Here is a 25222-nt window from a genome sequence, read left to right on the forward strand (position 1 = left end):
CGCAGCGACCGCTCGACGAGGTCCTGCTGGTCGCCCTTCGACATGCGGCGGTTGTTGAGCCGCACGCCCGCGAGCACGTTGTCCGCGATCGACATCGTCGGGAACGGGTTGGGGCGCTGGAAGACCATGCCGACCTGCGAGCGCACCGACACCGGGTCCACACCTGAACCGTAGATGTCGTCGCCGTCCAGCAGCACCGATCCGGACACGTGTGCGCCCGGCACCACCTCGTGCATACGGTTCAACGTGCGCAGGAAAGTGGTCTTGCCGCAGCCGGACGGTCCGATGAAGGCGGTCACCGAGCGCGGCTCGATGTTGATGTTCACGCCTTCGACCGCGCGGAATTTGCCGTAGAAGACGTCCAGATCGTGGGCGTCGATGCGTTTGGCCATGGGGGTTGTCTCGTCCTTGGTCTTGGAACTTGAGTCTTGGAACTTGAGTCTTGGAGTTCGGGTCGTGGAGATCGAATCTTGGCAGCTCGGTCTCGGAACTCAAGACTGGGATGTTGTACGTGTTCGGTGAGGCAGACCGCTCAGCGGCCTTGTTTCGGTGCGAATGCTCGGGCGATCAGTCGGGCCAACAGGTTCAATACCATCACGATGATGATGAGGGTCAAGGCGGCGCCCCAGGCGCGTTCCTCCGAGGGTCCTGGTGCCGCCGGTGCCGTGGGGTTCATGAGCTGGCGGTAGATGTAGACGGGCAGCGTCATCATCCAGTTCTGGACCAGGTTCCAGTTGGTGGACAGGGCCACGCCTGCGGTCACGAGGATGGGTGCGGTCTCTCCGACCACGCGGGCGATGGCCAACGTGACGCCTGAGGCGATACCGGACAGTGCGGTGGGCAGCACCACCTTCATGACCGTTCGCCACTTGCGCACGCCCAGGGCGGAGGACGCCTCGCGCAGTTCGTTGGGAACCACCCGCAGCATCTCCTCGGTGGAACGGACCACCACGGGGATCATGAGCACGGAAAGTCCGATCGCGGCGGAGAAGCCCATGATGTTGGAGCCTGGCGGCAGGCCGAACACGGTCTGCGTCAGCACCATCATGAGCCCGGTGGCGAACAGTCCGGCCACGATGGAGGGAATGCCGGTCATCACGTCCACGAAGAATCGCAGCACCTTCGCGAACAGGTTGTCGTTCGAGTACTCAACCAGGTAGATGGAGGCCAGCAGTCCGATCGGCACCGAGATCAGGCTCGCGGCCAACGTGATCATCAGCGTGCCGATCAGGGCGTGCTTGATGCCGCCGAGCAACGGTTGCGAGCCCGACGCGGTGGCCTGATCCTGAGCGCCCGTGATGCCCACCATGTCCGAGGCGAAGAACCCCGGTGCGGTGATCCCTGCCCAGCCGTTGGAGATCACGGTCCAGAGCACGGAGATCAGTGGAATCAACGCCACGAGGAAGGCGCCCACGATCAGGTTGGTCCACAGCCCGTTGGTGGCCTTGCGCCGGTTCTCCACGGCCCACGTGAGCGCGTACATCGCTACCACGTAGATCACCGCTGAGAAGATCAGCCAGCTGGTGATGCCGAATCCGATGAGCGCGGAGCATGCCGCGCCGAGCACCAGGGCACCCGCCCCGACACCCCAGCCGGTCCAGCGAGGTGTCCGCCCGGCGGCGAGTCGGGAGCGGCCGTGGCGGCGGGGCCCGGAGGGCCCCTCGTGGTTCGTGCCGCTCACGGGACGGGCGGCAAGGTCCGACGACGCGTCGTCGGGCACAGTGCCTGCACTCGCCTGCGGCGAGCGCACCGCGTCTGTTGAGCGCACCGCGTCTGTTGAATCAGGGAGGTTCATCAATTGGCTCCAGAGAATTCCTTGTGGCGGTTCACGATCCAACGAGCGGCCATGTTCACCAACAAGGTGATGACGAAGAGGATGAGGCCGGCCGCGATCAGCTCGTTCTGTCGCATGTCGAAGGCCTCAGGGAAGTTCAGCGCGATCTCCGAGGGAATGGTCTGGTTACCCGCCCCGATCAGGTTGGGCGTCAGCGATCCGGCGGAGAGGACCAGGGTGACGGCCATGGTCTCGCCGAGGGCCCGGCCCAAGCCGAGCATGATCGCGGAGATCACGCCGGGGCGGGCGAAGGGCAGCACGGACATCTTGATCATCTCCCAGCGCGTGGCGCCGAGAGCGCGTGCGGCTTCCTCGTGGAGTTTGGGGGTCTGCACAAAGATCTCGCGGGAGAGCGAGGTGATGATCGGCAGGATCATCACGGCCAGCACCACGGATGCGGTGAGCAGGGTGCGACCGGTGGAGGAGGGCTCGCCGAAGAGGGGGATCCATCCCAGGTACTTGTGCAGCCATTCGTAGAAGCCCACCATGGCCGGACCGAGCACCATCATGCCCCAGGCTCCATAGACCACGGAGGGGATGGCGGCCAACAGGTCGATCACGTAACCCACCGGTCCGGCGATCCTGCGCGGGGCCAGATGGGAGATGAAGAGAGCCACACCCATCGCTACCGGGGTCGCCAGGAGCAGGGCGATGGCGGCGGTGATGAGCGTCCCCACCATGAGGGGGCCCACATAGCTCCAGAAGCTGGTGCCGGTGGAGATCTCCTCCGGGTCCGCAACGAGAGCCGGCCATGCCTCGATGATCAGGTAGGCGGTGACGAATGCGAGGACCGCCAGAATGATGATCCCAGCGGCCAGGGCCAGGCCGGAGAACACCTTGTCTCCGGCCCGGCCTGAACCCGTGGCGCCGACTCCCGATTCACTGGGTCCCGATTTCACGGGTGCTGCTGTGCTCATGCTGGTCGGTTCACTTCGCGACGGTGATCGAATCGATGGCGGTCTTGGCCTGCTCTGCGGTGGTCTCGGTGAGCGGCGCGGAACCGGCGGCTTCCTCCGCGGCCTTCTGCCCTTCGTCGGAGACAACATAGGTGCCGAAGGCCTTCACGAGGTCGGCGGTGTTCTGATCCTTGTAGGTGGAGCAGTACACGTGGTAGCTGACCAGCACGATGGGGTACTGACCGGCTTCCTGGCTGGTGCGGTCCAGCTCCAGGGCCAGGTCGTTCTCCTCGGTGCCCTCGACCTTCTCGGCGAGTTCCACGTTCTTCGCGGCGGCTTCCTCGGTGGGCGCCTGGTACTCATCCCCCACCTTGACGGCCACCTTGCCCAGGTCATCGCCTACTGCGGAGAGGTCGGCGTAGGCGATGGAACCCTCGGTGGACCCTGCCAGCTTCACGACTCCTGAGGTGCCCTGAGCGGATTCGCCGCCGAAGCCCTTGGGCCAGGTCTCCACGACGCCCTCGCCCCACTCGTCCTTGGCCACGGCATCCAGGTACTCGGTGAAGTTCTCGGTGGTACCGGAATCGTCGGAGCGGTGGATGGGGGTGATCTTGGTGCTTGGCAGGTCAGCGTCGGGATTCTGTTCGGTGATGGCCTTGTCATCCCACTGGGTGATCTCGCCTGCGAAGATCTTGGCGATGGTCGGCCCATCCAGGTTGACTTCCTTGATGCCGTCCAGGTTCACGGTGACGGCCACGGGAGAGACGTAGGCGGGGATGTTGAGGGCGCCGCCGTCGCCACACTGCTTCTGGGCTTGCGTCTGCTCGTCGCCGGCTAGTGCCGCGTCGGATCCTGCGAAGGCCACCTGACCGGCCAGGAACGCCTTGCGCCCGGCGCCGGAGCCAACAGGGTTGTACTGGACCTGGGCGCCGGACTGGGTGGAGGTGAAGCCGTTCTGCCAGGCCGCGATGGCGGCCTCCTGGCTGGACGCGCCGGAACCGGAGAGGGTGCCGGAGAGCTGCTTGGTGTCCGCGTCGCCCGAGGCGGAACCGGAGGAGTCGGAGGTGGGGTTGTTGGACCCACCGCAGGCCGTGAGGCCCAGCGCGGCAATGGAAAGGAAGGCGACGCCTGCGCCGATACGCTGCATGTTCTTGTGCATGGCTTTGACGCTAAGGAGGACAGGTGAATCAACAGCCGGGAGCCGGTGAACGGGCAGTGAACATTTCCGGTACCTTGTTTCATCCCGGCCGTGCTCGTTGGGCAGCGTTCTCGTCACCCACGCGTCATGGACAAGATGCAAGGATGTGGTCATGTCCTCGTCTCGATTCGCCAGCTTTCGCGGAGCCCTGCGTCACAGGGCCAAGGCCGGTGTGCGGCGCGTACGCATCTCCCTGCCCAAGATCATCCTGGCAACCTTCGCGTCGGTGTTCTCCTATTGGTTCGCCGAGACCGTCCTGGGCCATGATGGGCCGCTCTTCGCCGCGACGTCCGCGCTGATCTCCCTGAACTTCGCCACCACCTCACATGTGCGCCGCACGTTGGAGGTCGCGATCGGCTGCACCTTCGGGATCGTGGTCGGAGACCTCTTGATGACCGCCTTCGGGCAGGGTCTGTGGCAGGCGGCCGTGGTGGTCTTCGTGTCCCTGATCATCTCCCGCTTCCTGGATTCCGGCGTGGTGTTCTCCATGCAGTTCGGGCTGCAATCCCTGCTGGTGGTGTTGCTTCCTCTGCCAGAATCCGGCCCGTTCTCACGCTCCCTCGATGCCATCACGGGCGGCACGGTGGCCCTGATCCTGGTGATGCTCTGGCCCAAGGACCCCAGCCGCGAGCCTGCCAAGGCTCTCTCCGACCTGCTGAAGGAAACCGCGGCCGCGGTTCGGGAGCTGTCCAGGTCGCTGGCACAGGACGACGCCAAATTGGCTTGGCATTCGCTGGTCCGCGCCCGCGGGACGCAGTCGCTGGTGGATGCGGCCGCCCGCGAGATGAAGGAGTCGGCGGAGTTCGCGAGAATCTCCCCCAGCGGGTGGCGCAGGCGCGGGGAAGTCGCTGCCTTGCAGCGCGTCCAGAAGGAGGCCGACCTTGCCGTGCGCAACATCCGCGTGCTGTGCCGCAGGACCGCAACCCTGATGAGCAACGAGGTTCTGAGCGAGCGGATCCGGGCGGATCTGGCCGACGCCATGGAGACCCTTGCCGACGCCGTCCTGGTCATGTCCTCCTCCGTGGCCGATCCCTCGCCGCACGGCCGCGACCGTTACATGTCCCAGACCAGGAGCAGGCTGGTCGAACTCAGTTCGCAGCTGGCTCCGCACGCCCTCGGCGCCTCCGACCCGCAGGCCGTTGGCCTGGTCATGATGCTGCGACCGCTCACGGTGGACCTGCTGGAGGCCACCGGCATTCCGCATGATGAGGCCGTTCGCTACCTGCCCACCCTCAAGGACCTGGACTGATGGGCGGCATGATCTCGCGGTGGGCCACGGCTGCAGAAGGTTTCGTGCCCGACGTCCTCGGCCCCGGATTTCGTGCCCGCACCCTGCCGCTCGGAACGGACAGCGAGGGCCCCGTCGTGGCCACGTTGGTGGCCTACGATCCCCGAGAGGACCCGGCGCCGCGGGCGCCGGGCCGGGCACGCGCCGTCGGGCAGTGGTTTCGACCCAAGGCCGCCCCGCTGGCGGGCGCCGACGTACTCTACGTCCACGGATGGAGCGACTACTTCTTCCAGGCCGAGCTGGCGCGGGAGATCTCCCGGATGGGCGCGCGCTTCTTCGCGTTGGATCTGCGCAAGTACGGGCGCAGCCTGCGGGACGGGCAGACGCCTGGGTATATCGAGGATCTCACCACGTATGACGAGGACGTCGAGGCCGCGCTCTCCGCGATGGGAACGGAAAGGGCGGGGCGGAGGCTGGTGCTGCTCGGCCATTCCACCGGGGGGCTGACGTTCTCGCTGTGGGCCGCACGGAATCGCGGCCGGGTAGCCGGGCTGATCCTCAACTCGCCTTGGCTGGAGTTCCAGGGGTCCCGGGTGGGGCGGGAGGTGTTGACGCCGCTGATGAACGCGCAATCCAAGTGGGCGCCGCTGCGCGAACTGCCCAACGTGGACCTGGGTTTCTATGCCCGATCCGTGTCCTCCGAGCTGGACGGCGAGTGGACGTACGAGGCCGCGTGGCGGCCGGAACGTGGGTTTCGGACCAGGCCGGGATGGATGAAGGCGATCCTCGACGCGCATGCCAAGGTCCTGAACGAGCTCTCGCTGGAGATCCCGGTGCTCACCTTGTTGTCCACGAAGTCTCTGATCCAGGCCACATGGTCGGACGAGATGCTGCGGTGCGACACCGTACTCGTGGTGGACCAGATCGCGGAACGAGCCACGCGGTTGGGCACCGACGTGTCCATCCGGCGGTTGGAGGGTGCCCTGCATGACGTGTTCCTGTCCGCATCCCCGGTGAGGGAGGCCGGGTATGCGGCCATTCGCCGCTGGGCTGGGGCAGCACTGAGTTAGGACCACTGCACTACGTCGGTGCAACAGCACAGCGTCGGTACTGACGACGGACCCAGCACCGACGTTGTGCGGTCCTACCGACGCCAGGAACCGATGGAAAACTGATAGACACATATCAAACTGTCGGTGGCACAGATTACGATCATTTCGCCGACGCTCAGTACAATCGGAGCTGATGTGCTCACGAGTTCGGGAGTACTGTCCGTAGATCTATTCACCCGCTCAGGAGACATCACTCATGGAGTTCACCGAACGCCTTGCAGCTTTGGCAACCAAGATCCGCACCCAAGCCGATTCGATCAACACCGAAGAGGCCACCAAGAATGCTTTCGTGATGCCCTTCATCTCTACGATTCTCGGGTATGACGTCTTCAACCCACTTGAGGTTGTCCCTGAGTACACCGCGGATGTAGGCACCAAGAAGCACGAGAAGATCGACTACGCAGTATTGCGCGATGGAGAGGTGCAGATTCTCATCGAGTGCAAGACCTCCCAGAATGGCCTGAAGGTAGAGCATGCGTCGCAGCTCTTCCGTTACTTCGCAACGACCAATGCTCGGATCGCTGCGCTCACGAACGGCGTGGTCTGGCAGTTCTATACTGACCTGGATGCCCCGAACAAGATGGACGCCAAACCATTCCTGGTGTTGGACCTGGAAGACATTGACGAAACTCTGTTGCCTGAGATCCAGAAACTCAGCAAGGGCAGCTTCGACTTGGAATCGATCATCAGCGCAGCCGAAGAACTCAAGTATGTTGGCGCCCTCAAGCGTGAGATCGCAGCCCAGTTCCGCGAACCATCTGATGAGTGGGTGCGGTTCTTCACAACCCGCGTTTACGAAGGATCGTTCACCGCCAAGGTCAGGGAACAGTTCACCCCGCTGGTCGCGAAGGCCTCACGCCAGTTCCTGACCGAACAGGTCAACGACCGACTCAAGGCCGCTTTGGGCGTGAGCGACAGTGAAGCTGTTCCACCTACGGAGACCGCGCAGAACGGTGAAGACACCGGAACCACGGCCAACTCGGACTCCGAAGATGTCCTGTCCGATATCGTCACCACCGCCGACGAACTTCAGGGATACCAGATAGTCAAGGCAATCGGCTGTTCCGAAGTTCCGCCGGAGCGGATTACGCACCGGGATTCCAAGTCGTACTTCGCCGTTCTCCTGGACGACAACAACCGCAGGCCCGTGGCTCGGCTTCGCTTCAACGGGAAGCGGAAGTACTTGGGGATCCTCGACGAAAACAAGACTGAGACCCGCCATGCGATCGACGGACTGGAAGAGATATACAAGTTCGCTGACGCCATCCGTGAAGGTGTCATCCGGTATCGCTAACCGTCTGGTGGTAATGGCGGCCGGGCGGCGCCATTCGGTCGCGGTCCGGCAGGACGGATCCGTGGTTGCGGCCGGCGATTCTCGCTCGGGTGAATGCGATGTGGACCAGTGGACCGACGTCGTCTCCGTGGCGGTCGGCAACGTCCACACTGCGAAGAACACCGGACGTTCCCACACCGTCGGCCTCCGTTCCGACGGCACCGTATGCGCGACCGGGTGGGACCAGGATGGACAGTGCCGGGTTGCCGGCTGGCGGGACATCCGCAGCGTGGCTGCCGGCTGGCGTCGAACCCTCGGGGTGCTCACCGACGGGACAGTCGTCGCCGCGGGACGGGAGTCAGAAGGGGCCTGTGACGTCCAGGTCTGGACCGACATCGCGGCGGTCTCGTGCGGAGACTGGCACTCGGTGGGACTTCGGGCCGACGGATGCGCGGTGGCCTGTGGCAACAACCACCGCAGGCAGTGCAACGTGGACGGCTGGGAGAACCTGATCGCGATCTCCGCAGGGTGCCTGCACACGGTCGGGCTGACGTCATCCGGCGCCGTGATCGCCACTGGCAACGCCTCTGCAGTGGACGGGGTCCAGGATTGGCGCGATGTCCACGCGGTGGACGCCGGCAGCCACCACACCGTCGGGCTGGACACCAACGGGAGAGTTCTCGCCGTGGGCGACAGCAGTCACGGGCAATGCGAGGTCGATGGATGGCGCGACATCGTGGCCGTGGCGGCAGGTTCAACCCACACCCTCGGCTTACGTCGCGACGGTAGCGTCGTGAGCGCCGGCCTCACCACCGCGGACCGTGAAGCGATCAGCCGATGGCACGGCATCGGTGTGCGCTAATCACGTACCCAACCGGACTGTGGACAACGAGAAGCATGGCGTCAGGGGTTCCGCCTAGTCTTGGATACATGGCATCCAAGACTCCCAAGGGCAGGCAGGCCCCCGGTTACCGCTGCAGCGAGTGCGGCTGGACCACCATCAAGTGGGTGGGTCGCTGCGGCGAGTGCCAAGCCTGGGGCAGCGTTGAGGAGATCGGGGCGGACACCACGCGGGGCAAGACGTCGGCCACCGCGGTCTCGACGCCCGCGCAACCCATCGTACAAGTGGACGCCACCATTGCAGGTCACCGTCACACCGGTATACCGGAGTTCGACCGAGTCCTGGGCGGAGGGCTGGTCCCGGGCGCCGTGGTGCTCCTGGCCGGAGAGCCTGGTGTCGGCAAATCGACGCTGCTGCTGGACGTTGCCGCCCGTGTGGCCCGGCAAGGCGGCAAGGTCCTCTACGTGACCGGTGAGGAATCGGCCGCCCAGGTGAAACTGCGCGCAGACCGCATCAATGCCGTGGCGGATTCGCTGTATCTTGCCGCTGAATCCGATCTGGGGCAGGCCCTTGGACAGGTGGATCAGGTCTCGCCGGACCTGCTGATCGTCGACTCGGTCCAGACCCTGTCCTCCGCGGAAGTGGACGGCGTGGCGGGCGGCGTCTCCCAGGTCCGAGAGGTCGCCGCTGGAGTCATCGGTGCCGCCAAGGACAGGAATATCGCCACCATCCTGGTGGGGCACGTGACCAAGGACGGTTCCATCGCCGGCCCCCGGCTGCTGGAACACCTGGTGGACGTGGTCTGCCAGTTCGAGGGCGAGCGCCACTCACGCCTCAGGCTGCTTCGCGCGGTCAAGAACCGCTACGGATCCACCGACGAGGTGGGCTGTTTCGACCTGACCACGGACGGCATCGAGGGTCTGGAAGCCCCCACCCGCTTGTTCCTGACCCGCACCCCGGCGCCCGTGGCCGGAACCTGCGTGACCGTGGCGATGGAGGGACTGCGCCCCATCGTCGCAGAAGTACAGGCCCTGCTGACCCCGTCAGAAGCGGCCCAACCCAAGCGATCCGCCACCGGGCTGGACGCCTCTCGCGTCTCGATGCTGCTGGCTGTGCTGCGGGCCCGTGCCGGCCTGAACCTCACCAAGCACGAGTCCTATGTCGCCACCGTGGGAGGTGTGAAACTCTCCGAGCCGTCCGTGGACCTGGCCGTGGTGCTCGCAGTGGCCTCATCGTTCACGGAGACCCCGTTGCCGCCCAACGTGGTGGCTTTCGGCGAGGTGGGGCTGGCCGGAGAGTTGCGTCCGGTCAGAGACCTCAGCCAGCGCATCAACGAGGCGGAACGGCTCGGATTCGTGGCCGCCGTCTTCCCCCGCGGACAGCAGAACCCGGGGACCCTGCCCAACGGATTCCAACTGATCCCCGTCGACACCGTATCGGACGCCCTGGAGATCTTCTTCCGGGACGGCGACACCTCGATCTCCGATGCGTTCGTCACACGAGCCATGGGCATGGGCCAGTGACTCCGTCTCGCGGGGAACATTCCCTACGATGGGGGTCAGGGCGTACACCGCTCGCTGAACATCACCGCCGCCTCCACGCGTCACGCCCGGGGTACAAGAAGGAACACCATGCAGCCCACCACTGATCCCACCCTGGCCGCCACCCTGGCCCGGGTAGCCCCAGGCACCGCATTGCGTGAGGGGCTCGACCGGATTCTGCGTGGCCGCACCGGCGCCTTGATCGTACTCGGGCATGACGACACGGTGGAGGCCATCTGCTCCGGCGGGTTCAACATCGACATCGAGTTCACTCCCCCACGCTTGAGGGAGCTCGCCAAGATGGACGGTGGCATTGTCGTCAACCACGACGCCACACGGATCCTGAAGGCATCCGTACAACTGGTCCCCGATTCGGCCATCCCCACGGACGAATCCGGGACCCGCCACCGCACCGCTCAACGGGTGGCCACCCAGACCGGCCTGCCGGTCATCACCGTCTCGGCATCCATGCAGATGATCGCCATCTTCGTGGGGCAGACCCGGCACCAGCTGGAGGACACCGAGTCCATTCTGGCGCGTGCCACTCAGGCGCTGACCACACTGACGCGGTACCGGCTCAGGTTGGACCAGGTCACCGCCGAGCTGTCCAAGCGGGAGATCGAGGACACCGTTTCCGTGCGAGACGTGGCCTCCGTGGTGCAGCGTCAGGAGATGCTGCGCCGCATCAGTGATGAGATCGCCCAGTACGTCCTTGAACTCGGTACCGACGGTCGTCTCATCGAACTCCAGCTACAAGAACTGACGGGACGGGATGCCGAGGCCGGCACAGTCATAGCGGACTATGCTCTTGCCGCGGTGAACGCCGGCCACGCCAACACCGCTGTGGAGTCTTCTGCGGCTCTGGAACAGTTGGCCACGCTGTCCTCCACCGATCTGGTGGAGCTGTCCTCGGTGGCTCACGTTCTGGGCTTCCGCGCCTCTCAGGAAGCCTTGGACCTACCCGTACAACCGCTCGGCCTGCGCCTGCTCGGTGGAGTCGAGAACCTGAGCCGGAGCGTGCGTGAAACCATCACGGCTCGCTTCGGTGGGTTACAGAACCTCATGGCGGCCACAGTTGACGATCTCACCACGACTCCAGGTGTGGACGTCGACGCGGCGCGCACGGTCCGTGAGGGACTCAGCCGCTTCGCCGAGGCCACCCTGGTGAATCGCTACCGCTGATCAGCGCAGCGGTTCCGTTCTTGCGCCCCTGCCCCACGTACCCGACGCCCGACCCTACGCACCTAACTTCAGCTCGATCTCCATTCTCAGCGGGCGATTTCGACACGATTGCGCTGAGGTTGAGAATCCAGCTGAAGTTACGCACCGCCAGTGCCTCGCCCGGCGTCAGTTCAGGTTGAACTGGACCGGCTTGGAAGCCAACTTTCCGAGCGTGACCTTGAGCGTGTAAGTACCGGCGCGGGGTTTCACGCTGACGGGCTCACATTTGGGTTGCGAGCGCTCACGGTCCCACGTGAACCGAGCGGTCTCCTCCTTGCCGGGCTCCAGCTCGAGCTTGGTCGACTTGCCGTCCGCCTGGCAGTCCTTGGTGGAGTAGATCCGGTCGGATCCGGAGGTGATGAGGAACTCCTGCTGCTTGGTGCCCACGTCAAGAGTGCAGGGGTCATCGAGAGAATTCTTCAGCTTCATGAGCAGCACGGGCTTGTCCTTGGCCCCGTAGGACTGCTTGTCCGTGGCGGCCGTGATCTTGACGGCGCCCGCTGGACACGTGCCGTCCGGGTTGGCGCCCGCCGGCGTAGGAGTGCCCGACGACGCGGGGTCCGCCTTGGCGGCATCGCTCGCCTTCGCAGACGTCGACTTGTCGTTGCCCTTGTCGAAGAGCCCGGCGACACCGCGGACTCCGGCCACGATGCCCCAGATGAGCAGGGCGAGAACCACCACGGCGAGGACGAGGACCACAATCCGCCTGCGCCGGTACACAGCTGCGCTGGGGCGCTGAGGTCCAGGGCTGGTGCTCATGACGCCCATCCTATGGTGTCGGACCCCACGATCCGTGGATTCGCCCTTTCCGCACTCTTTCCCAGGCTTTCCGTCAGCGCCCCCTGCTGAACCACCGCTGCACTGACGGAAAGCCTGGGCCGCACCGCAAAAGTATGATCGTGGGGTGCCTACCCGCGTTCCGTCCACCCTCAACACAGTGCTCCCTGTCGCGGCAGAAACAGTCACTGCAACCGCCGCGACCGCCAAAAGACGCAACGGCCCAAACCCCACGGAGACCGCCGACGCAGCGGCCGGCCTCGACGCAGCCGAACTGCGGGCCGAGGTCATCGCCTGGTTCGCCGATGCCGGCCGCGATCTCCCTTGGCGCCACTCGGAGTGCTCGCCATGGGGAGTCCTGGTCTCCGAGGTGATGCTGCAGCAGACCCCGGTCAAACGCGTACTCCCCCACTGGGAGGAGTGGATGCAGCGCTGGCCCACGCCTGCCGACCTCGCAGCGGAACCCTCCGGGGAGGCCGTCCGTGCCTGGTCCGGCCTCGGATATCCACGCCGCGCACTACGACTCCACGCGTGCGCCCAGGAGATCGTTGAGGTTCACGGAGGAAAGGTTCCTGCCGACCACGAGGAACTCCGGGCGCTGCCCGGTATCGGTGAGTACACGGCCGCCGCGGTCGCGAGCTTCGCCTTCGGCATTCCTGCCACCGTGGTGGACACCAATATCAGACGGGTTGAGGCCCGCGCCGTCACCGGCAACGCCCTGCCGGAGAAGTCCTACACGCGGGCCGAGGCCGTTCTGGCCCATGACCTCATGCCCAACACCACGACGATCCAGGGTATCGACGAGGCCAACCGCTGGAATGCGGCCTCCATGGAGCTGGGCGCACTGGTCTGCAAGGCCCGCACTCCCCTGTGCGAGCAGTGCCCTGTCCAGCACCGCTGCGCCTGGATCAAGGCAGGCCGTCCCGCACCGCATTACACTCCCAAGGGCCAGGCCTGGGAGGGTACCGACCGCCAGGTGCGAGGCGCCATGATGGCCGTCTTGCGCGGCGCCGAGGCACCGGTGGCTGCAGAGCTGCTCCGCGGCGTCGGGCATGTGGAAACCGACATCGCCGAGCTGGCGGCGCTCCGGCACCTCAAGGCAGACGCCGAGCAGCGCGAACGCTGCCTGGCCGGTCTGCTCAAGGATGGTCTCGCCGCGCAAACCGACGCAGGCGTTACGTTGCCCGCCTGAGCGCTACTTCGTCGGGATCGTCTGCCCGGGGCAGGACTTGACGACGTTGTTGATGGCGGACTTCTCCGCCGAGGTCATCCAAAGCCCGTACTTGAGCTTCACCGCGGTCTGCCGCGCGACGTAGTCACAGCGATAGGCCTTGGCCGGCGGCAGCCAGGTCGCGGCGTCGCCGTCCGACTTGCCCATGTTGGTGGGCCCGTCCACGGCGAGCAGGTTCATCGGGTCGTTGGCCAGGAGCAGCCGGTCCTCTGCGGAAAGCTGCTGCGCGCCGGTCTGCCAAGCGTTGGACAGGGCCACGACGTGGTCGATCTGCACCTCGATGGACGTGTCAGGGCCGCGCACGAACTCGATCTTGGTTCCCGTGTACGGGTCCGCCAAAGTACCGGTCGACACGACGCACTCGTGCGTGCCGTCCCTGTACGTGGTCCCCGTGAGGTCACGGCCGAGCACATCATTGCGTGTGTCGCACCCATTCCGGTCGGGGTCCTTCCACCCCTTCCCGAACTCGTCCCGGTCGTAGGCGTTACGCGGAGCACGCCCCTTGGTGGGGATCTTCTCCAGCGCCACGGTGACGCTCAGACCTGAGCCATTCTTCTTCTTCGCAGTGCCCGACGACGCAGTGCCCGACGCCCTGGCGCTCGGCTCAGCGGTCTTCGTCGCCTTCGGCGCCGCTTCCGTCTTTTTCGGAACCTGGGCCTCCGAAGCCTGCGCCTCCGGGGTCTCGTAGAACGTGGAGGGCTCGGGGAGCACGGACTGAGACTGTGTCTCGTCCGCGGCGGAGGGGGTGGAGGCGTCCTCACCGCAAGCGGCGAGGCCCAGGCCGGCCACTGCCAGCATCGCAGCGAGTGCGGTCAATTTTCGAGTGCGACGCGGCTCATTCACAGCCGACTCCGTCTCCGTCGCGGTCCAAGTGGCGTTCATAGCCGGGATCCCCCTTGTGAATCGGAGCGGCGCCGGCGTCGCGGACGGCGGTGCAGTTCTGGTAGTAGACGTTGGTGTTCTGCTGCTGGTCTTGCTGTTGTTGCTGGTCTTGCTGTTCTTGCTGCTGCTGAGCCTGGCGCTCGGCCTCCGCCTTACGCTCGGCCTCGGCCTTAGCGGCCTTTTCTTCGGCAGCCTTCTGCTCGGCTACTTTTTCCTCAGCGGCTTTCTGCTTGGCGGCCTTTTCTTCGGCCGCTTTCTTCTCGGCTGCCGCTTTTTCCTCGGCCGCCTTCTCTTCTGCCGCAACCTTTTGCTTGGCCGCTTCTGCGGCATCATGCCCCTTGGCGTCCACCCACACGAAGGGCGCGGACACCCCGGACTCGGGATCGCACCAAATAGTGACGTCGCCCTGCTTCACGCCCATGGTGTCGTCGTCGCAGCTCTTCCCCAGTCGCTCGGAGATGGAAGCCACCACCGCTCGTGCCGGAGCCGCCGCTTCCGAGGAAGCCGCCTTCTCGTCCCCCTGCGAGTCCGCCACCTTCTCCGACTCCGTGGGGCTGACGGTGAACCCGATCCCAAGCAGCACCGCCAAGGCGCCGCCGATGAAGATGGTCAACGGTTTGAAACGTCCCTCACGCTGTCCGGAGTTCTTGTTCCTGATCCAAACCAAGCCGCCCAGAGCAAGAATCAACGCTCCGATGATGATGACGGCCCAGGGGAGCGCACCCAACAGGAGCACAACGGCAATGACGCCAACGGTCCATAAGAACCAAGGTTTCCTCCAGAAGGGCCTCCGGGAACCCATTTTTCTTGTCACGAATGTCTCCAATAGGCAAGTGATACCAACATCCGCATATTACGCATCCACGGGAATGCGGGCAGTAACGGCCGCAACTCTTCACATGCCAGATTGCTCACAACTCCCAAAGGCAACCACCAGATTGATCAGAACAGTGTTGCGCCTGAACTCGCCGCCCGGAGGCAATCAGCGAATGGTGGTGATCATGCGGGTGTTGCCCAGGGTGTTCTGCTTGACGCGGGCCAGGTCCAAGAACTCGGCGACGCCGTCATCCTGGGAGCGCAGCAGCTCCGCAAAGACCTCGGGGTCCACCGCGGACTGTTCCTTCATGACGGTGAACCCATGGCGCTCGAAGAATCCGACCTCGAAGGTCAGGCAGAAGACCCGGGAGACCCCCAGCTCCAGCGCATCATCCAGCAGTTGATTCAGCAGCATGTGGCCCACTCCCTTGCCACGAACACCCGAGGTCACTGCGAGGGTGCGCACCTCTGCAATGTCCTCCCACATGCAATGCAGTGCTCCGCAGCCGACCACGTTGCCATCTGCGTCCTCCGCGATACGGAACTCCTGAATGGATTCGTAGTACGCCACGGCCTCCTTCTCCAGAAGAATGCGCTCCGCGGCATACGGGATCACCAGCTGTCGGATGGCATGCACATCGTGAGAAGTTGCCTTGCGGATGCGGATGTCGGCGGCGCTCATATCTCCATGCTGCCACCCGAGTGCAGCAAGGACTGATTGCGACGCCACGTGTGACGTTTCCTTGGGCGCTGTACCGTTGTCCATGGCAATGCCCACTGCGGCACGGCCACACCCAGGCGACGGCGCCCAGGTCGGTTCACCCGGCCCTCCAACCTAGTCACACCTATTCGAAAGCCTCCTGTGCATCTACTCAAGTTCTTCCGGTGGGACCTACTGATCACCCTTGCGGTGCTCGTCGTCGCGTTCTTCTATGGCGGCCCCAACGCCCTGGTCATCACCCTGATCCTGATCGCCCTGGAGATCACGTTCAGCTTCGACAATGCGGCGGTGAACGCGAAGTACCTGGGGAAGATGAGCCACTTCTGGCGAACCATGTTCCTGACGGTCGGCATCGTCATCGCCGTATTCGGCATGCGGCTGGTTTTCCCGTTCGTGATCGTCTGCTTGACCGGAAACGTGGGCCCCATCGAAGCCTGGAACCTGGCGATGGAACGCGGCGACCCAGAGGAACCCGGTACCTACGGATTCATCCTGGGCAGCGCCCACTCCACCATCGCGGCGTTCGGTGGAATGTTCCTCCTCATGCTCTTCCTCGACTTCATCCTGGACGAGGACCGTGATGTGCTGTGGCTGACCTGGATCGAGAAGCCACTGAAGCACGTGGGCCGGGTCACCGCCGTGGAGGTGGCAGTGGCCCTCCTGGTCCTGGTGTATGCGGCGGAGCAACTGGCGCCGCTGGACCACCGGCACGAGGTGTATCTGGCGGGAATCTTCGGGATCGTCGTATTCTTGGCCGTCAATGGCCTGGCCAACTTCATGGAGGAGAAGCAGGCGGAGCGTGAAGCCACGCTGCAGAAGAAGGAAGCAGAGGAAGCTGCGTTGGGGCACACCTTGGTGCTCACCGGTCAGGCCGCATTCTCCATGTTCATCTTCCTGGAGGTCCTGGACGCCAGCTTCTCCTTCGACGGTGTTCTCGGTGCCTTCGCCATCACGACCGACCCCATCATCATCGCCCTCGGCCTCGGCGTCGGTGCCCTGTTCGTTCGGTCCATGACGGTGTACCTCGTGGACCACGGCTCCCTGGCGAAGTTCCGGTACATGGAGGCAGGCGCACACTGGGCCATCGGCGCACTGTCCATCATGCTGATCCTCACGATTCGGTACCACATCCCGGACTTCGTGATCGGCCTGGCCGGGATCGCTCTCATCACCGCGTCCATCATCTCCTCGGTCGTGGCCAACAAGCGCGACGAGAAGGCTGACGCAATCACCGAATAGATCCCGCTTCGTCGATGTGGGGCCGTTGCCTCGATGTGCGCCCGTTTCCTTGGATTGCGACCGTCGTACGACGGTCGCAAGTGGACGAAGACGCCGCAGACCGGGGAATGGGCCGCGTGTAGAGGATCCGGTCGCACATGGCGACGAGCCCCACCAAGCCGCCCCGCCGCCGTCGGGCATTCGCCCCACGAGAGGCTCATTCAGCCCGCTGCCCCTAAACACGACGCCGCCCCGGTCCCCCACTGAAGGGGGCCGGGGCGGCGTCGTACTCAGGCGTTGACGATCACTCGCCGGAGGCAACATCCTCAGCGGAAGTACCCTCGATGGACAGCGGCGCGCCGGCGGTCTCCAGCTGCGGCGTGGTTCCGACTGCCGTGAACGTGAACTTCCGGGCATCGCCCTCTCCGTCCACACCCACCTGCACGGTCTGGCCGGGCAGGATCTCGCCGAAGAGGATCTTCTCGGAGAGCGGGTCCTCGATCTCGCGCTGGATGGTCCGACGCAGCGGGCGGGCGCCCATGGACGGGTCGTAGCCCTTGTCCGCGAGCAGGTCGCGGGCAGCCGGTGCAATCTCGATCTGCATCTGACGCTCGGCCAGGCGAACGGCCAGGCGGGAGGTGAACAGGTCCACGATGGAGGTGATCTCGTCGTGGCTGAGCTGCGGGAACACCACGACGTCGTCCACGCGGTTCAGGAACTCGGGACGGAAGTGCTGGCGCAGTTCCTCCTGCACCTTGGCCTGCATGCGCTCGTACCCTGTGCGGGTGTCCGCGGAGGCCTGGAAGCCCATCATGACACCCTTGGAGATGTCACGGGTACCCAGGTTGGTGGTCATGATGATGATGGTGTTCTTGAAGTCCACCACGCGTCCCTGAGAGTCGGTCAGGCGACCGTCCTCGAGGATCTGCAGCAGGGAGTTGAAGAGATCGGCGTGAGCCTTCTCCACCTCGTCGAACAGGACCACGGAGAACGGACGGCGACGCACCTTCTCGGTGAGCTGGCCGCCCTCTTCGTAACCAACGTATCCGGGAGGGGCACCGAAGAGCCGGGAAACCGTGTGCTTCTCCGAGTACTCGGACATGTCCAGGGTGATGAGGGCTTCCTCGTCACCGAAGAGGAACTCGGCCAGCGCCTTGGCCAGCTCGGTCTTACCGACACCGGTGGGGCCGGCGAAGATGAACGAGCCGCCTGGGCGGTTGGGGTCCTTCAGGCCGGCACGGGTACGGCGGATGGAACGGGACACGGCCTTGATGGCGTCGTCCTGCCCGATCACGCGCTTGTGCAGCTCGGACTCCATGTTCAGCAGACGCGAGGACTCTTCCTCCGTCAGCTGCACCACGGGGATACCGGTGGAGTTGGCGAGGACCTCAGCGATGAGCTCGGGAGTGACCTCAGCGATGTCGTCGAGGTCGCCGTTCTTCCAAGCGGCCTCCTTCTCCTCGCGCTCCTTGGTGAGGTTGAGTTCGTCATCGCGGAGCTTGGCTGCACCCTCGAAGTCCTGCGCATCGATGGCGGCCTCCTTGGAGCGGCGGACCTCCTCGATCTTGACGTCCATCTCCTTCAGGGCCGGTGGGGCGGTCATGCGCTGGATGCGCAGGCGAGCACCGGCCTCGTCGATCAGGTCAACTGCCTTGTCCGGCAGGAAGCGATCCGAGATGTAACGGTGGGCAAGCGACGCAGCGGACTGCAGGGCCTCGTCCGTGATGGAGACACGGTGGTGTGCCTCGTAGCGGTCGCGCAGACCGCGCAGGATCTGAACGGTCAGTTCCTCGCTGGGCTCCGCCACCTGGATGGGCTGGAAACGACGCTCCAGCGCGGCATCCTTCTCGATGTGCTTGCGGTACTCGTCCAGCGTGGTTGCGCCGATGGTCTGCAGCTCGCCACGAGCCAGCATGGGCTTGAGGATCGAGGCGGCGTCGATGGCACCCTCTGCTGCACCCGCACCCACCAGGGTGTGGATCTCGTCGATGAAGAGGATGATGTCGCCGCGGGTGCGAATCTCCTTGAGGACCTTCTTGAGGCGTTCCTCGAAGTCACCGCGGTAACGGGAACCGGCCACCAGGGACCCGAGGTCCAGGGTGTAGAGGTGCTTGTCCTTCAGGGTCTCCGGCACGTCGCCGCGCACGATCGCCTGGGCCAGGCCCTCCACGACGGCGGTCTTGCCGACGCCGGGCTCACCGATCAGCACGGGGTTGTTCTTGGTTCGACGCGACAGCACCTGCATGACGCGTTCCATCTCGTGCTCGCGCCCGATCACCGGATCCAGCTTGCCCTCACGGGCAGCAGCGGTGAGGTTGCGGCCGAACTGGTCAAGCACCACGGAACCTGAGGGCGTGCCCTCGGACTGGCCGCCGGAGGAGACGCCCGCACCGGCGGTCTCCTTGCCGCCGCTGTTGCCACCCTGGTATCCGGAGATCAGCTGGATGACCTGCTGGCGAACGTTCTGCGGCTCTGCGCCCAGCTTGGTGAGCACCTGGGCGGCGACCCCCTCGCCTTCGCGGACCAGGCCGAGCAGGATGTGCTCGGTCCCGATGTAGTTGTGGCCGAGCTGCAGCGCCTCCCGCAGGGAGAGCACCAGAACCTTATAGGCACGAGGGGTGTAGGGAAGGTGGCCGGTGGGGGCCTGATGTCCCTGGGAGATGATATCCTGGACCTGCTCCCGCACAGCCCCCAGCGTCACGCCGAGCTCCTCGAGGGCCTTGGCGGCAACGCCCTCACCCTCGTGGATCAGGCCGAGCAGGATGTGCTCGGTCCCGATGTAGTTGTGGTTGAGCATGCGCGCCTCTTCCTGGGCGAGCACCACCACGCGGCGGGCACGATCGGTGAATCTCTCGAACATGCGAGGCCTCCTGAAACTTGTGGACTTGCCTCGATGCTACGCACTCACCTTGCCCCGTGGGGCACTGTTCGCCACAGGGCGAACACGCGCCGCGCCCACCACGTCTGCGCGGGGTTCCGCACCATGTCCGACGACGAGTGCTGGGGTTTCGCCGCCCGCTCACCTTCGGTTCGGGGCGGACCGGTTCTGCGCGCAACGTCGGTTGCCAGACACAACGTCGGTGCAGACTGCTATGCCTGCACCGACGTTATGCGGATCGACCGACATCGTGCTCACGGCGGGATCCTCGAGCGCACACGACGTTCGGCAGGGAAGTCAGGAAAGTTCAGCGGCCGCTGTGGGCCTTCCGGTAGGCCTGGATGACGTCCTGGTTCAGACGGCCCCGGTCCGAGACGTCGAAGCCCTTCTTCTGAGCCCATCTGCGGATCTCGGAGGCATCCTCCGCCGAGTAGGGTGTGGCACGCCTGCCGGCCTTGATATACGGGCGCAGCGACTCCCGGAGTGCCTCGGCGTGTTCGGGCGACAGGTCCACCTCGTAGTGGAGGCCGTCCAGCCCGAATTTCACCGTGTCAGTGGCGGTGGTGCCGTCCAAGTCGTCCACGAGGGACACCTCAACCTTGCGCGCCATGCCGTTCTCCTCTCACGGTCCCCACGTCGGCAAACCGCGAAGTACACGATTCAGCACAGGGCAGGGAAGCGTTTGGTTCTCGCAACGAAACCCTAACCGTGAAAGGTCAATTTGTCACCGTAATTAGGTGAGCAAAGGCAAGAAAATCAGTTCTTCTCCGGCCCCGGGAAGTCGTTCTGCTCGCCATATTTAGGAATCGACGGGGCGGCCGCTGCTTCCTTCCGAAGCTGCTCCGCTCTCGCCTCGATGCGAGCATCGGACTCCTGCTCGATCTTCCGCTCCGCCTCGCGCTCCCGGCGATCCGCGTTGAAGATCGCCTTCATCACGTACCAGAAGACCAGGGCGACCACGATGGTCGGCAGCAGCACCTCTACGTAGGGGCCAACGGCGTCCCAGAAGGCTTTCATGATCAGGCCTCAGGCTTCAGGAGCGGATAAAGAATGGTCTCGCGGATGCCCACGCCCGTGAAGAGCATGACCAGACGATCCACGCCCAAGCCGATGCCGCCCATGGGCGGGGCACCGTATTCGAGGGCGCGCAGGAAATCCTCGTCCAGCTGCATGGCCTCGGGGTCGCCGTCGGCCGCCATCAGGGACTGCTGGGTCAGGCGTTCACGCTGAATGACCGGATCGATCAGCTCGGAGAACGCGGTGCCGCGTTCCATACCGCCGATGATCAGGTCCCAGGCCTCGATGACGCCGGGCTTGGAACGGTGCGGACGGGCCAGCGGTTGTGCTGCCGGCGGATAGTCGTAGACGAAGGTCGGGTTGATCAGCGTGGGCTCCACGATCTCGCCGAAGAGCTCGATGACGATCTTCTCTGCATCCCACTTGGGATCCAGCTTCACCTCGTGCTTCTCCGCGATCTCGCGGAGGGTGTCGGCGTCGGTGTCCGGAGTGATCTCCTGACCCACCGCCTCGGAGAGCCCCGGGTACACCGAAACCCACTTCCACTCACCGGAGAGGTCGATGGTGCCTGCCTCGGTCTCGATGACGCGACCCGCACCCACGGCGTCCGCGGCGTTGAGGATGATCTCCTTCAGGCGAGCGGCCATGACGAACTGATCCGCGTAGGCCTCATAGCACTCCAGAGTGGTGAACTCCGGGGAGTGCGTGGAATCCACACCCTCGTTGCGGAAGATCCGACCGATCTCGTAGACCTTGTTCACGCCACCCACCACGGTGCGCTTCAGGTACAGCTCCGTGGCGATGCGCAGCGTCATGTCCTGGTCGAAGGCATTCAGGTGCGTCTCGAAGGGACGCGCGGAGGCGCCACCGTGGATCAGCTGCAGCATGGGCGTCTCCACCTCCACGTAGGAGTGGGAGTCAAGGGTGTCGCGAATGGCCTTGGTGATCGCGGCGCGCTTGTAGATCATCTCGCGGGCCTCATCGCGAACGATCAGGTCTGCGTAGCGCTGGCGGACACGGGTCTCCTCGTTGAGGTCGGCGTGCAGCACCGGTAGTGGGCGCAGCGCCTTGGACGCCATGGACCAGGAGGTCGTCATGATGGAGAGCTCGCCGCGGCGAGAGGCGATGACGCGACCGGTCACCGCGAGGTGGTCACCCAGGTCCACGAGGTGCTTGAAGTCATCCAGGGACTCCTTGCCGACCTCGGCCAGGGACAGCATGACCTGCAGGCGCACACCCTCTCCCCTGGGGCCCGCCTCCTGCAGAGTCGCGAAGCAGAGCTTGCCGGTATTGCGCTGAAAAACCACGCGCCCCACGATGCTGACCACGTCCGTGGTCTCCTCGCCGGGGGCCAGGTGGGCCCAGTAATCGCGCACCTCCAGCAGGGAGTGCGTGCGGGACACCCCTACGGGGTATGCGTCGTTGCCGGCCGCGATGATCTCGTCACGCTTGGCCTGGCGCACCGCACGCTGGTCACGGGTGTCCACGGTCTGGCTGTCTGGGGTCTGAGCGCTCACAAGGGTCCAGTCTACCGGCGGCTACCCGGAGGTTTCATGCGCAATTGCTCACCTTCGTGGCGCACCGAATGCCCGACGGCGGGTGACGGGACCACGGTCCCATCACCCGCCGTCTGGCACAGAATTCGCATCGCAGGCGCCGACGGCGCCCGACTCACCAAATGGTGACGCGCTCCTCGGGAGCCAACCACATGCCGTCGGACTCCGTGGTGCCATAGGCGGCGTGGAACGCATCCAGGTTCTTCGCGACCTGGTTCGAGCGGAACTCCGCGGGGGAATGCGGGTCGGTGGCGATGCGCGTGACCATCGTCTCCGGCCGCATCAGAGTGGCCCAGACCTTGGCGTTGGCCTCGAAGAAGCGCACGTCGCCGGGAACCCCGTCGATGGTGTCGGCCTCATCGGTCTCGCCACGGGCCACCCGCTCCGCCACCAACGCCCGATAGGCCTTGTGGGCAATCCCCAGCCCACCGAGGTCGCCGATGTTCTCACCGAGCGTCAGTTTTCCGTTGACGTGGGTGTCCGGGGCCTCCGGCGGGACCAGGGCCTCGTACTGGGCCACGAGCGCACCCGTACGCTGCTCGAAGGCCTTGCGGTCCTCGTCGGTCCACCAATTGTTCAGCGCACCATCGCCATCGAACTGCGACCCCTGATCGTCGAAACCGTGACCGATCTCGTGACCGATCACGGAGCCGATGGCGCCGAAGTTGGCCGCGTCATCGCGGTCCACGTCGAAGAACGGAGGCCTGAGAATCGCAGCGGGGAAGGCAATCTCGTTGAGCAGCGGGTGGTAATAAGCATTGACGGTCTGCGGGAACATGAACCAGAGGTCCTTGTCCACGCCGTCGTCGATCTTCTGCAGTTCACGCTGCAGGTCGAAGGCCGCAACCTGAGCCACGTTGTGCAGCACGTCGGTGGCATCCAGCTCCATGGACGAGTAATCGATCCACTTCACCGGATAACCGATCTTGGGGTTGAACTTGGAGAGTTTGTCGAGGGCCTTCTCCCGGGTGGCCGGGGACATCCACGGCAGGTCGGTGATGGAGTCCCGGTAGGCGGCCAGCAACCGGGCTACGAGGTCATCCATGCGTTCCTTGGACTCCGGCGGGAAGTGCTCTGCGACGAAGAGCTGGCCCAGGTCCTCGCCGACGCCGCCCTCCACGAAGGCGACCCCACGCTTCCAGCGTGGCCGCTGCTCCGTGACGCCACCCAGAGTCTTGGAGTAGAAGGACCAGTTCTCGGTGACGAATTCCTCTGAGAGGTACGGGGCCATGGAACGCACGTAGTTGGCGGCCAGCCACACCTTCCAGTCCCCCAGCGGGACCCTCTGCAGTTCCTGGTGCAACCCCTCGAGGAAGGACGGCTGCCACACGTCCACGGTCTCGAAGTACTTGGCGTCGATGCCGGCTGCCTGCAGCCAGGCCTCGAGCTCGGGTGCCAGCGCGAAGAGATCGTCTCCGCTCATCTTGTTGTAGCGAGCCACAGCGTCCCTGCACTTCACGGCGTCCCAGTGGTGGGAAGCCAGCGCGGTTTCGGTGCGCAGGATCGCTTCAGCCGAGTCCTTGGCCGGCTGGTCGGAGAACGTCACGCCTGTGGACTCGGCGGCCAGGGTCAGAAGTCGTTCCAGATGCTCCACATACTGTTCGCGGATCTGCCGGTACTCGTCCTCGCGGTAGTAGGCCTCGTCCGGCAGGCCGATCCCGGACTGGATGAAGCTGAGCAGGTTCACGTCAGGGTTGCCGGCGTCGCTCGACGCACCGGACTCCACGAAGGATCCCGTGCCTTGTGCGAAGAGTTCACCACTCAGTTTCACGAACTCGTCCACGGATTCCAGGGCGGCGATGCGCTCCAGCGTTGCCGTAAGAGGTGTGCCGCCGGAGCGCTCGATGCGCTCGGTGTCCATGAAGGACGACCACAGCGCCGCGATCCGGCTCCTCAAGGCGAAGAGCGGATCCTGCTCCTCGGTGGCGCCGGCATCCACGGCCTCGACCGAGGCGTCGATGATGGCCTTGATATCTGCCTCGGCCCGGTCACGAAGCTGCGGGAAGGCCCCGTCGCTACCGCGGTCCCCCGGAATCTCGGCGGTTTCCAACCAATCATGGTTGACGCTGCGGTACAGATCGTCCTGCGGGCGGGGTGCGAGGGACATGGGCATGCTCCTGATGAGATTCGCTGTGGTTTGTGGCGACTCTAACCCGGGAGGAGCAGCTCAGGGATGTCGGAGGCGGGAACTCCGCTCACGGCGTAGGACTCGTCCACACTCGACACGCGTGTCGAATCGGTCGCGGTGCGACAGGCGGTGAGAGTTCCGGGTATGCAGATACAGGGTACGCGAAAGGGGTGTGGCCCCGCGCCTCGCCCAGTGTTGGCTGGGGGGGCTGCGGGGCCACACCTGTTTTGGTTGTGTCCGGCGGTGTCCTACTCTCCCACAACCTCCCGGTTGCAGTACCATCGGCGCTGTAGGGCTTAGCTTCCGGGTTCGGGATGGGACCGGGCGTTTCCCCTACGCTATTGGACCGCCGTAACTCTTTCACCCCTGATCCCAGCACCATGCATGGTGTCGTGGGTGGGTGGTCTTTACGGTGACCTCAACACGTACGTGTTGAAGACTATTCAATTATACACTCCCCCTGCCCACCCCCGGCACACACAGTGTGTGTTGGGGTGGGTGGGTTTGTTGTTTCGTAACCGCTTAGTGGACGCGAGCGTAGATCTTGTGCACTCCCCTTCTACTGGGGGGTGTTGGTGGTTGGTAAGTTGTCGGCCTATTAGTACAGGTCAGCTTCACACTTTGCAGTGCTTCCACATCCTGCCTATCAACCCAGTGGTCTAGCTGGGGGCCTCTCACACCAGATGGTGTCTGGAAATCTTATCTTGAAGCGGGCTTCCCGCTTAGATGCTTTCAGCGGTTATCCCATCCGAACGTAGCTAATCAGCGGTGCACTTGGCAGTACAACTGACACACCAGAGGTTCGTCCGTCCCGGTCCTCTCGTACTAAGGACAGCCCTTCTCAAATTTCCTAC

General features: G+C 64.7%; 21 protein-coding genes and 2 rRNA genes. 8 read left to right on the forward strand and 15 right to left on the reverse strand.

Going from position 1 to position 25222, the window contains the following annotated elements; genetic code table 11:
* From Q0A15_RS14410 to pstS, 4 genes are all read right to left on the reverse strand, one after another.
* A partial coding sequence (locus tag Q0A15_RS14410; RefSeq protein WP_291280218.1) for a phosphate ABC transporter ATP-binding protein occupies nt 1-392 on the reverse strand: 392 nt, incomplete at its 3' end.
* A gap of 140 nt (nt 393-532) precedes the next feature.
* Entirely contained in the window at nt 533-1795 is a 1263-nt protein-coding gene (pstA, locus tag Q0A15_RS14415; RefSeq protein WP_291280219.1) for a phosphate ABC transporter permease PstA, read from the reverse strand.
* A complete protein-coding gene (pstC, locus tag Q0A15_RS14420) occupies nt 1795-2751 on the reverse strand; it encodes a phosphate ABC transporter permease subunit PstC (protein WP_291280220.1) in 957 nt (318 codons plus the stop codon). Before pstC ends, pstA begins: the two co-directional genes overlap by 1 nt.
* A 10-nt stretch (nt 2752-2761) precedes the next feature.
* Entirely contained in the window at nt 2762-3889 is a 1128-nt protein-coding gene (pstS, locus tag Q0A15_RS14425; RefSeq protein WP_291280221.1) for a phosphate ABC transporter substrate-binding protein PstS, read from the reverse strand.
* Nucleotides 3890-4040: 151 nt separating this feature from the next.
* On the opposite strand from pstS, the gene Q0A15_RS14430 reads away from it, so the two are divergent.
* The 6 genes from Q0A15_RS14430 to disA all read left to right on the forward strand — a co-directional run bounded on the left by Q0A15_RS14430 (nt 4041) and on the right by disA (nt 11105).
* Nucleotides 4041-5177, forward strand: coding sequence for an aromatic acid exporter family protein (locus tag Q0A15_RS14430; protein WP_291280222.1), 1137 nt, complete (start codon nt 4041-4043; stop codon nt 5175-5177).
* The gene (locus Q0A15_RS14435; protein WP_291280223.1) at nt 5177-6226 is read left to right on the forward strand and encodes an alpha/beta hydrolase; all 1050 of its coding nucleotides are present in this window, start codon (nt 5177-5179) and stop codon (nt 6224-6226) included. Before Q0A15_RS14430 ends, Q0A15_RS14435 begins: the two co-directional genes overlap by 1 nt.
* Nucleotides 6227-6464: 238 nt before the next feature.
* Nucleotides 6465-7562: a type I restriction endonuclease gene (locus Q0A15_RS14440; RefSeq protein ID WP_291280224.1), complete on the forward strand. Its 1098-nt coding sequence runs from the start codon at nt 6465-6467 to the stop codon at nt 7560-7562.
* Nucleotides 7563-7575: 13 nt separating this feature from the next.
* Nucleotides 7576-8403 (forward strand): RCC1 domain-containing protein, encoded by an 828-nt coding sequence (locus Q0A15_RS14445; RefSeq protein ID WP_367273406.1) that lies wholly within the window; start codon nt 7576-7578, stop codon nt 8401-8403.
* A 68-nt stretch (nt 8404-8471) separates the two neighbouring features.
* Nucleotides 8472-9905: a DNA repair protein RadA gene (gene radA, locus Q0A15_RS14450; protein WP_291280226.1), complete on the forward strand. Its 1434-nt coding sequence runs from the start codon at nt 8472-8474 to the stop codon at nt 9903-9905.
* Between the two features lie 108 nt (nt 9906-10013).
* Nucleotides 10014-11105, forward strand: coding sequence for a DNA integrity scanning diadenylate cyclase DisA (gene disA, locus Q0A15_RS14455; RefSeq protein ID WP_291280227.1), 1092 nt, complete (start codon nt 10014-10016; stop codon nt 11103-11105).
* Between the two features lie 165 nt (nt 11106-11270).
* On the opposite strand, the gene Q0A15_RS14460 is transcribed toward disA, so the two are convergent.
* Entirely contained in the window at nt 11271-11903 is a 633-nt protein-coding gene (locus Q0A15_RS14460) for a hypothetical protein (RefSeq protein WP_291280228.1), read from the reverse strand.
* Nucleotides 11904-12195: 292 nt separating this feature from the next.
* Between Q0A15_RS14460 and Q0A15_RS14465 the strand changes: the two genes are divergently transcribed.
* A complete protein-coding gene (locus Q0A15_RS14465; protein WP_291280238.1) occupies nt 12196-13113 on the forward strand; it encodes an A/G-specific adenine glycosylase in 918 nt (305 codons plus the stop codon).
* Between the two features lie 3 nt (nt 13114-13116).
* On the opposite strand, the gene Q0A15_RS14470 is transcribed toward Q0A15_RS14465, so the two are convergent.
* The 3 genes from Q0A15_RS14470 to Q0A15_RS14480 all read right to left on the reverse strand — a co-directional run bounded on the left by Q0A15_RS14470 (nt 13117) and on the right by Q0A15_RS14480 (nt 15532).
* Complete coding sequence (locus Q0A15_RS14470; RefSeq protein WP_291280229.1) at nt 13117-14034, reverse strand: HNH endonuclease family protein; 918 nt, start codon at nt 14032-14034, stop codon at nt 13117-13119.
* The gene (locus Q0A15_RS14475; protein WP_291280230.1) at nt 13988-14761 is read right to left on the reverse strand and encodes an excalibur calcium-binding domain-containing protein; all 774 of its coding nucleotides are present in this window, start codon (nt 14759-14761) and stop codon (nt 13988-13990) included. Before Q0A15_RS14475 ends, Q0A15_RS14470 begins: the two co-directional genes overlap by 47 nt.
* Nucleotides 14762-15016: 255 nt before the next feature.
* Nucleotides 15017-15532 carry an amino-acid N-acetyltransferase gene (locus tag Q0A15_RS14480; protein ID WP_291280231.1) on the reverse strand — a complete coding sequence of 172 codons (516 nt, stop codon included), beginning with the start codon at nt 15530-15532 and terminating at the stop codon, nt 15017-15019.
* 180 nt (nt 15533-15712) lie between these two features.
* On the opposite strand from Q0A15_RS14480, the gene Q0A15_RS14485 reads away from it, so the two are divergent.
* Complete coding sequence (locus Q0A15_RS14485) at nt 15713-16810, forward strand: DUF475 domain-containing protein (protein WP_291280232.1); 1098 nt, start codon at nt 15713-15715, stop codon at nt 16808-16810.
* 283 nt (nt 16811-17093) lie between these two features.
* Here Q0A15_RS14485 and Q0A15_RS14490 read toward each other — a convergent pair whose 3' ends face one another.
* From Q0A15_RS14490 to Q0A15_RS14520, 7 genes are all read right to left on the reverse strand, one after another.
* Nucleotides 17094-19649, reverse strand: a complete 2556-nt coding sequence (locus tag Q0A15_RS14490) for an ATP-dependent Clp protease ATP-binding subunit (protein WP_291280233.1) — start codon at nt 19647-19649, stop codon at nt 17094-17096.
* Between the two features lie 325 nt (nt 19650-19974).
* Nucleotides 19975-20277, reverse strand: coding sequence for an Lsr2 family protein (locus Q0A15_RS14495; RefSeq protein WP_291280234.1), 303 nt, complete (start codon nt 20275-20277; stop codon nt 19975-19977).
* A 146-nt stretch (nt 20278-20423) separates the two neighbouring features.
* Nucleotides 20424-20684: a hypothetical protein gene (locus Q0A15_RS14500; protein ID WP_291280235.1), complete on the reverse strand. Its 261-nt coding sequence runs from the start codon at nt 20682-20684 to the stop codon at nt 20424-20426.
* A 2-nt stretch (nt 20685-20686) separates the two neighbouring features.
* Nucleotides 20687-22201 carry a lysine--tRNA ligase gene (gene lysS / locus Q0A15_RS14505; protein WP_291280236.1) on the reverse strand — a complete coding sequence of 505 codons (1515 nt, stop codon included), beginning with the start codon at nt 22199-22201 and terminating at the stop codon, nt 20687-20689.
* 154 nt (nt 22202-22355) lie between these two features.
* Complete coding sequence (locus Q0A15_RS14510) at nt 22356-24347, reverse strand: M13-type metalloendopeptidase (RefSeq protein WP_291280237.1); 1992 nt, start codon at nt 24345-24347, stop codon at nt 22356-22358.
* A 256-nt stretch (nt 24348-24603) separates the two neighbouring features.
* Nucleotides 24604-24722, reverse strand: a 5S ribosomal RNA gene (gene rrf, locus Q0A15_RS14515).
* 224 nt (nt 24723-24946) lie between these two features.
* Nucleotides 24947-25222, reverse strand: a 23S ribosomal RNA gene (locus tag Q0A15_RS14520); the annotation flags it as partial.

The organism is Galactobacter sp., from assembly GCF_022712295.1.
Lineage (GTDB): Bacteria > Actinomycetota > Actinomycetes > Actinomycetales > Micrococcaceae > Galactobacter.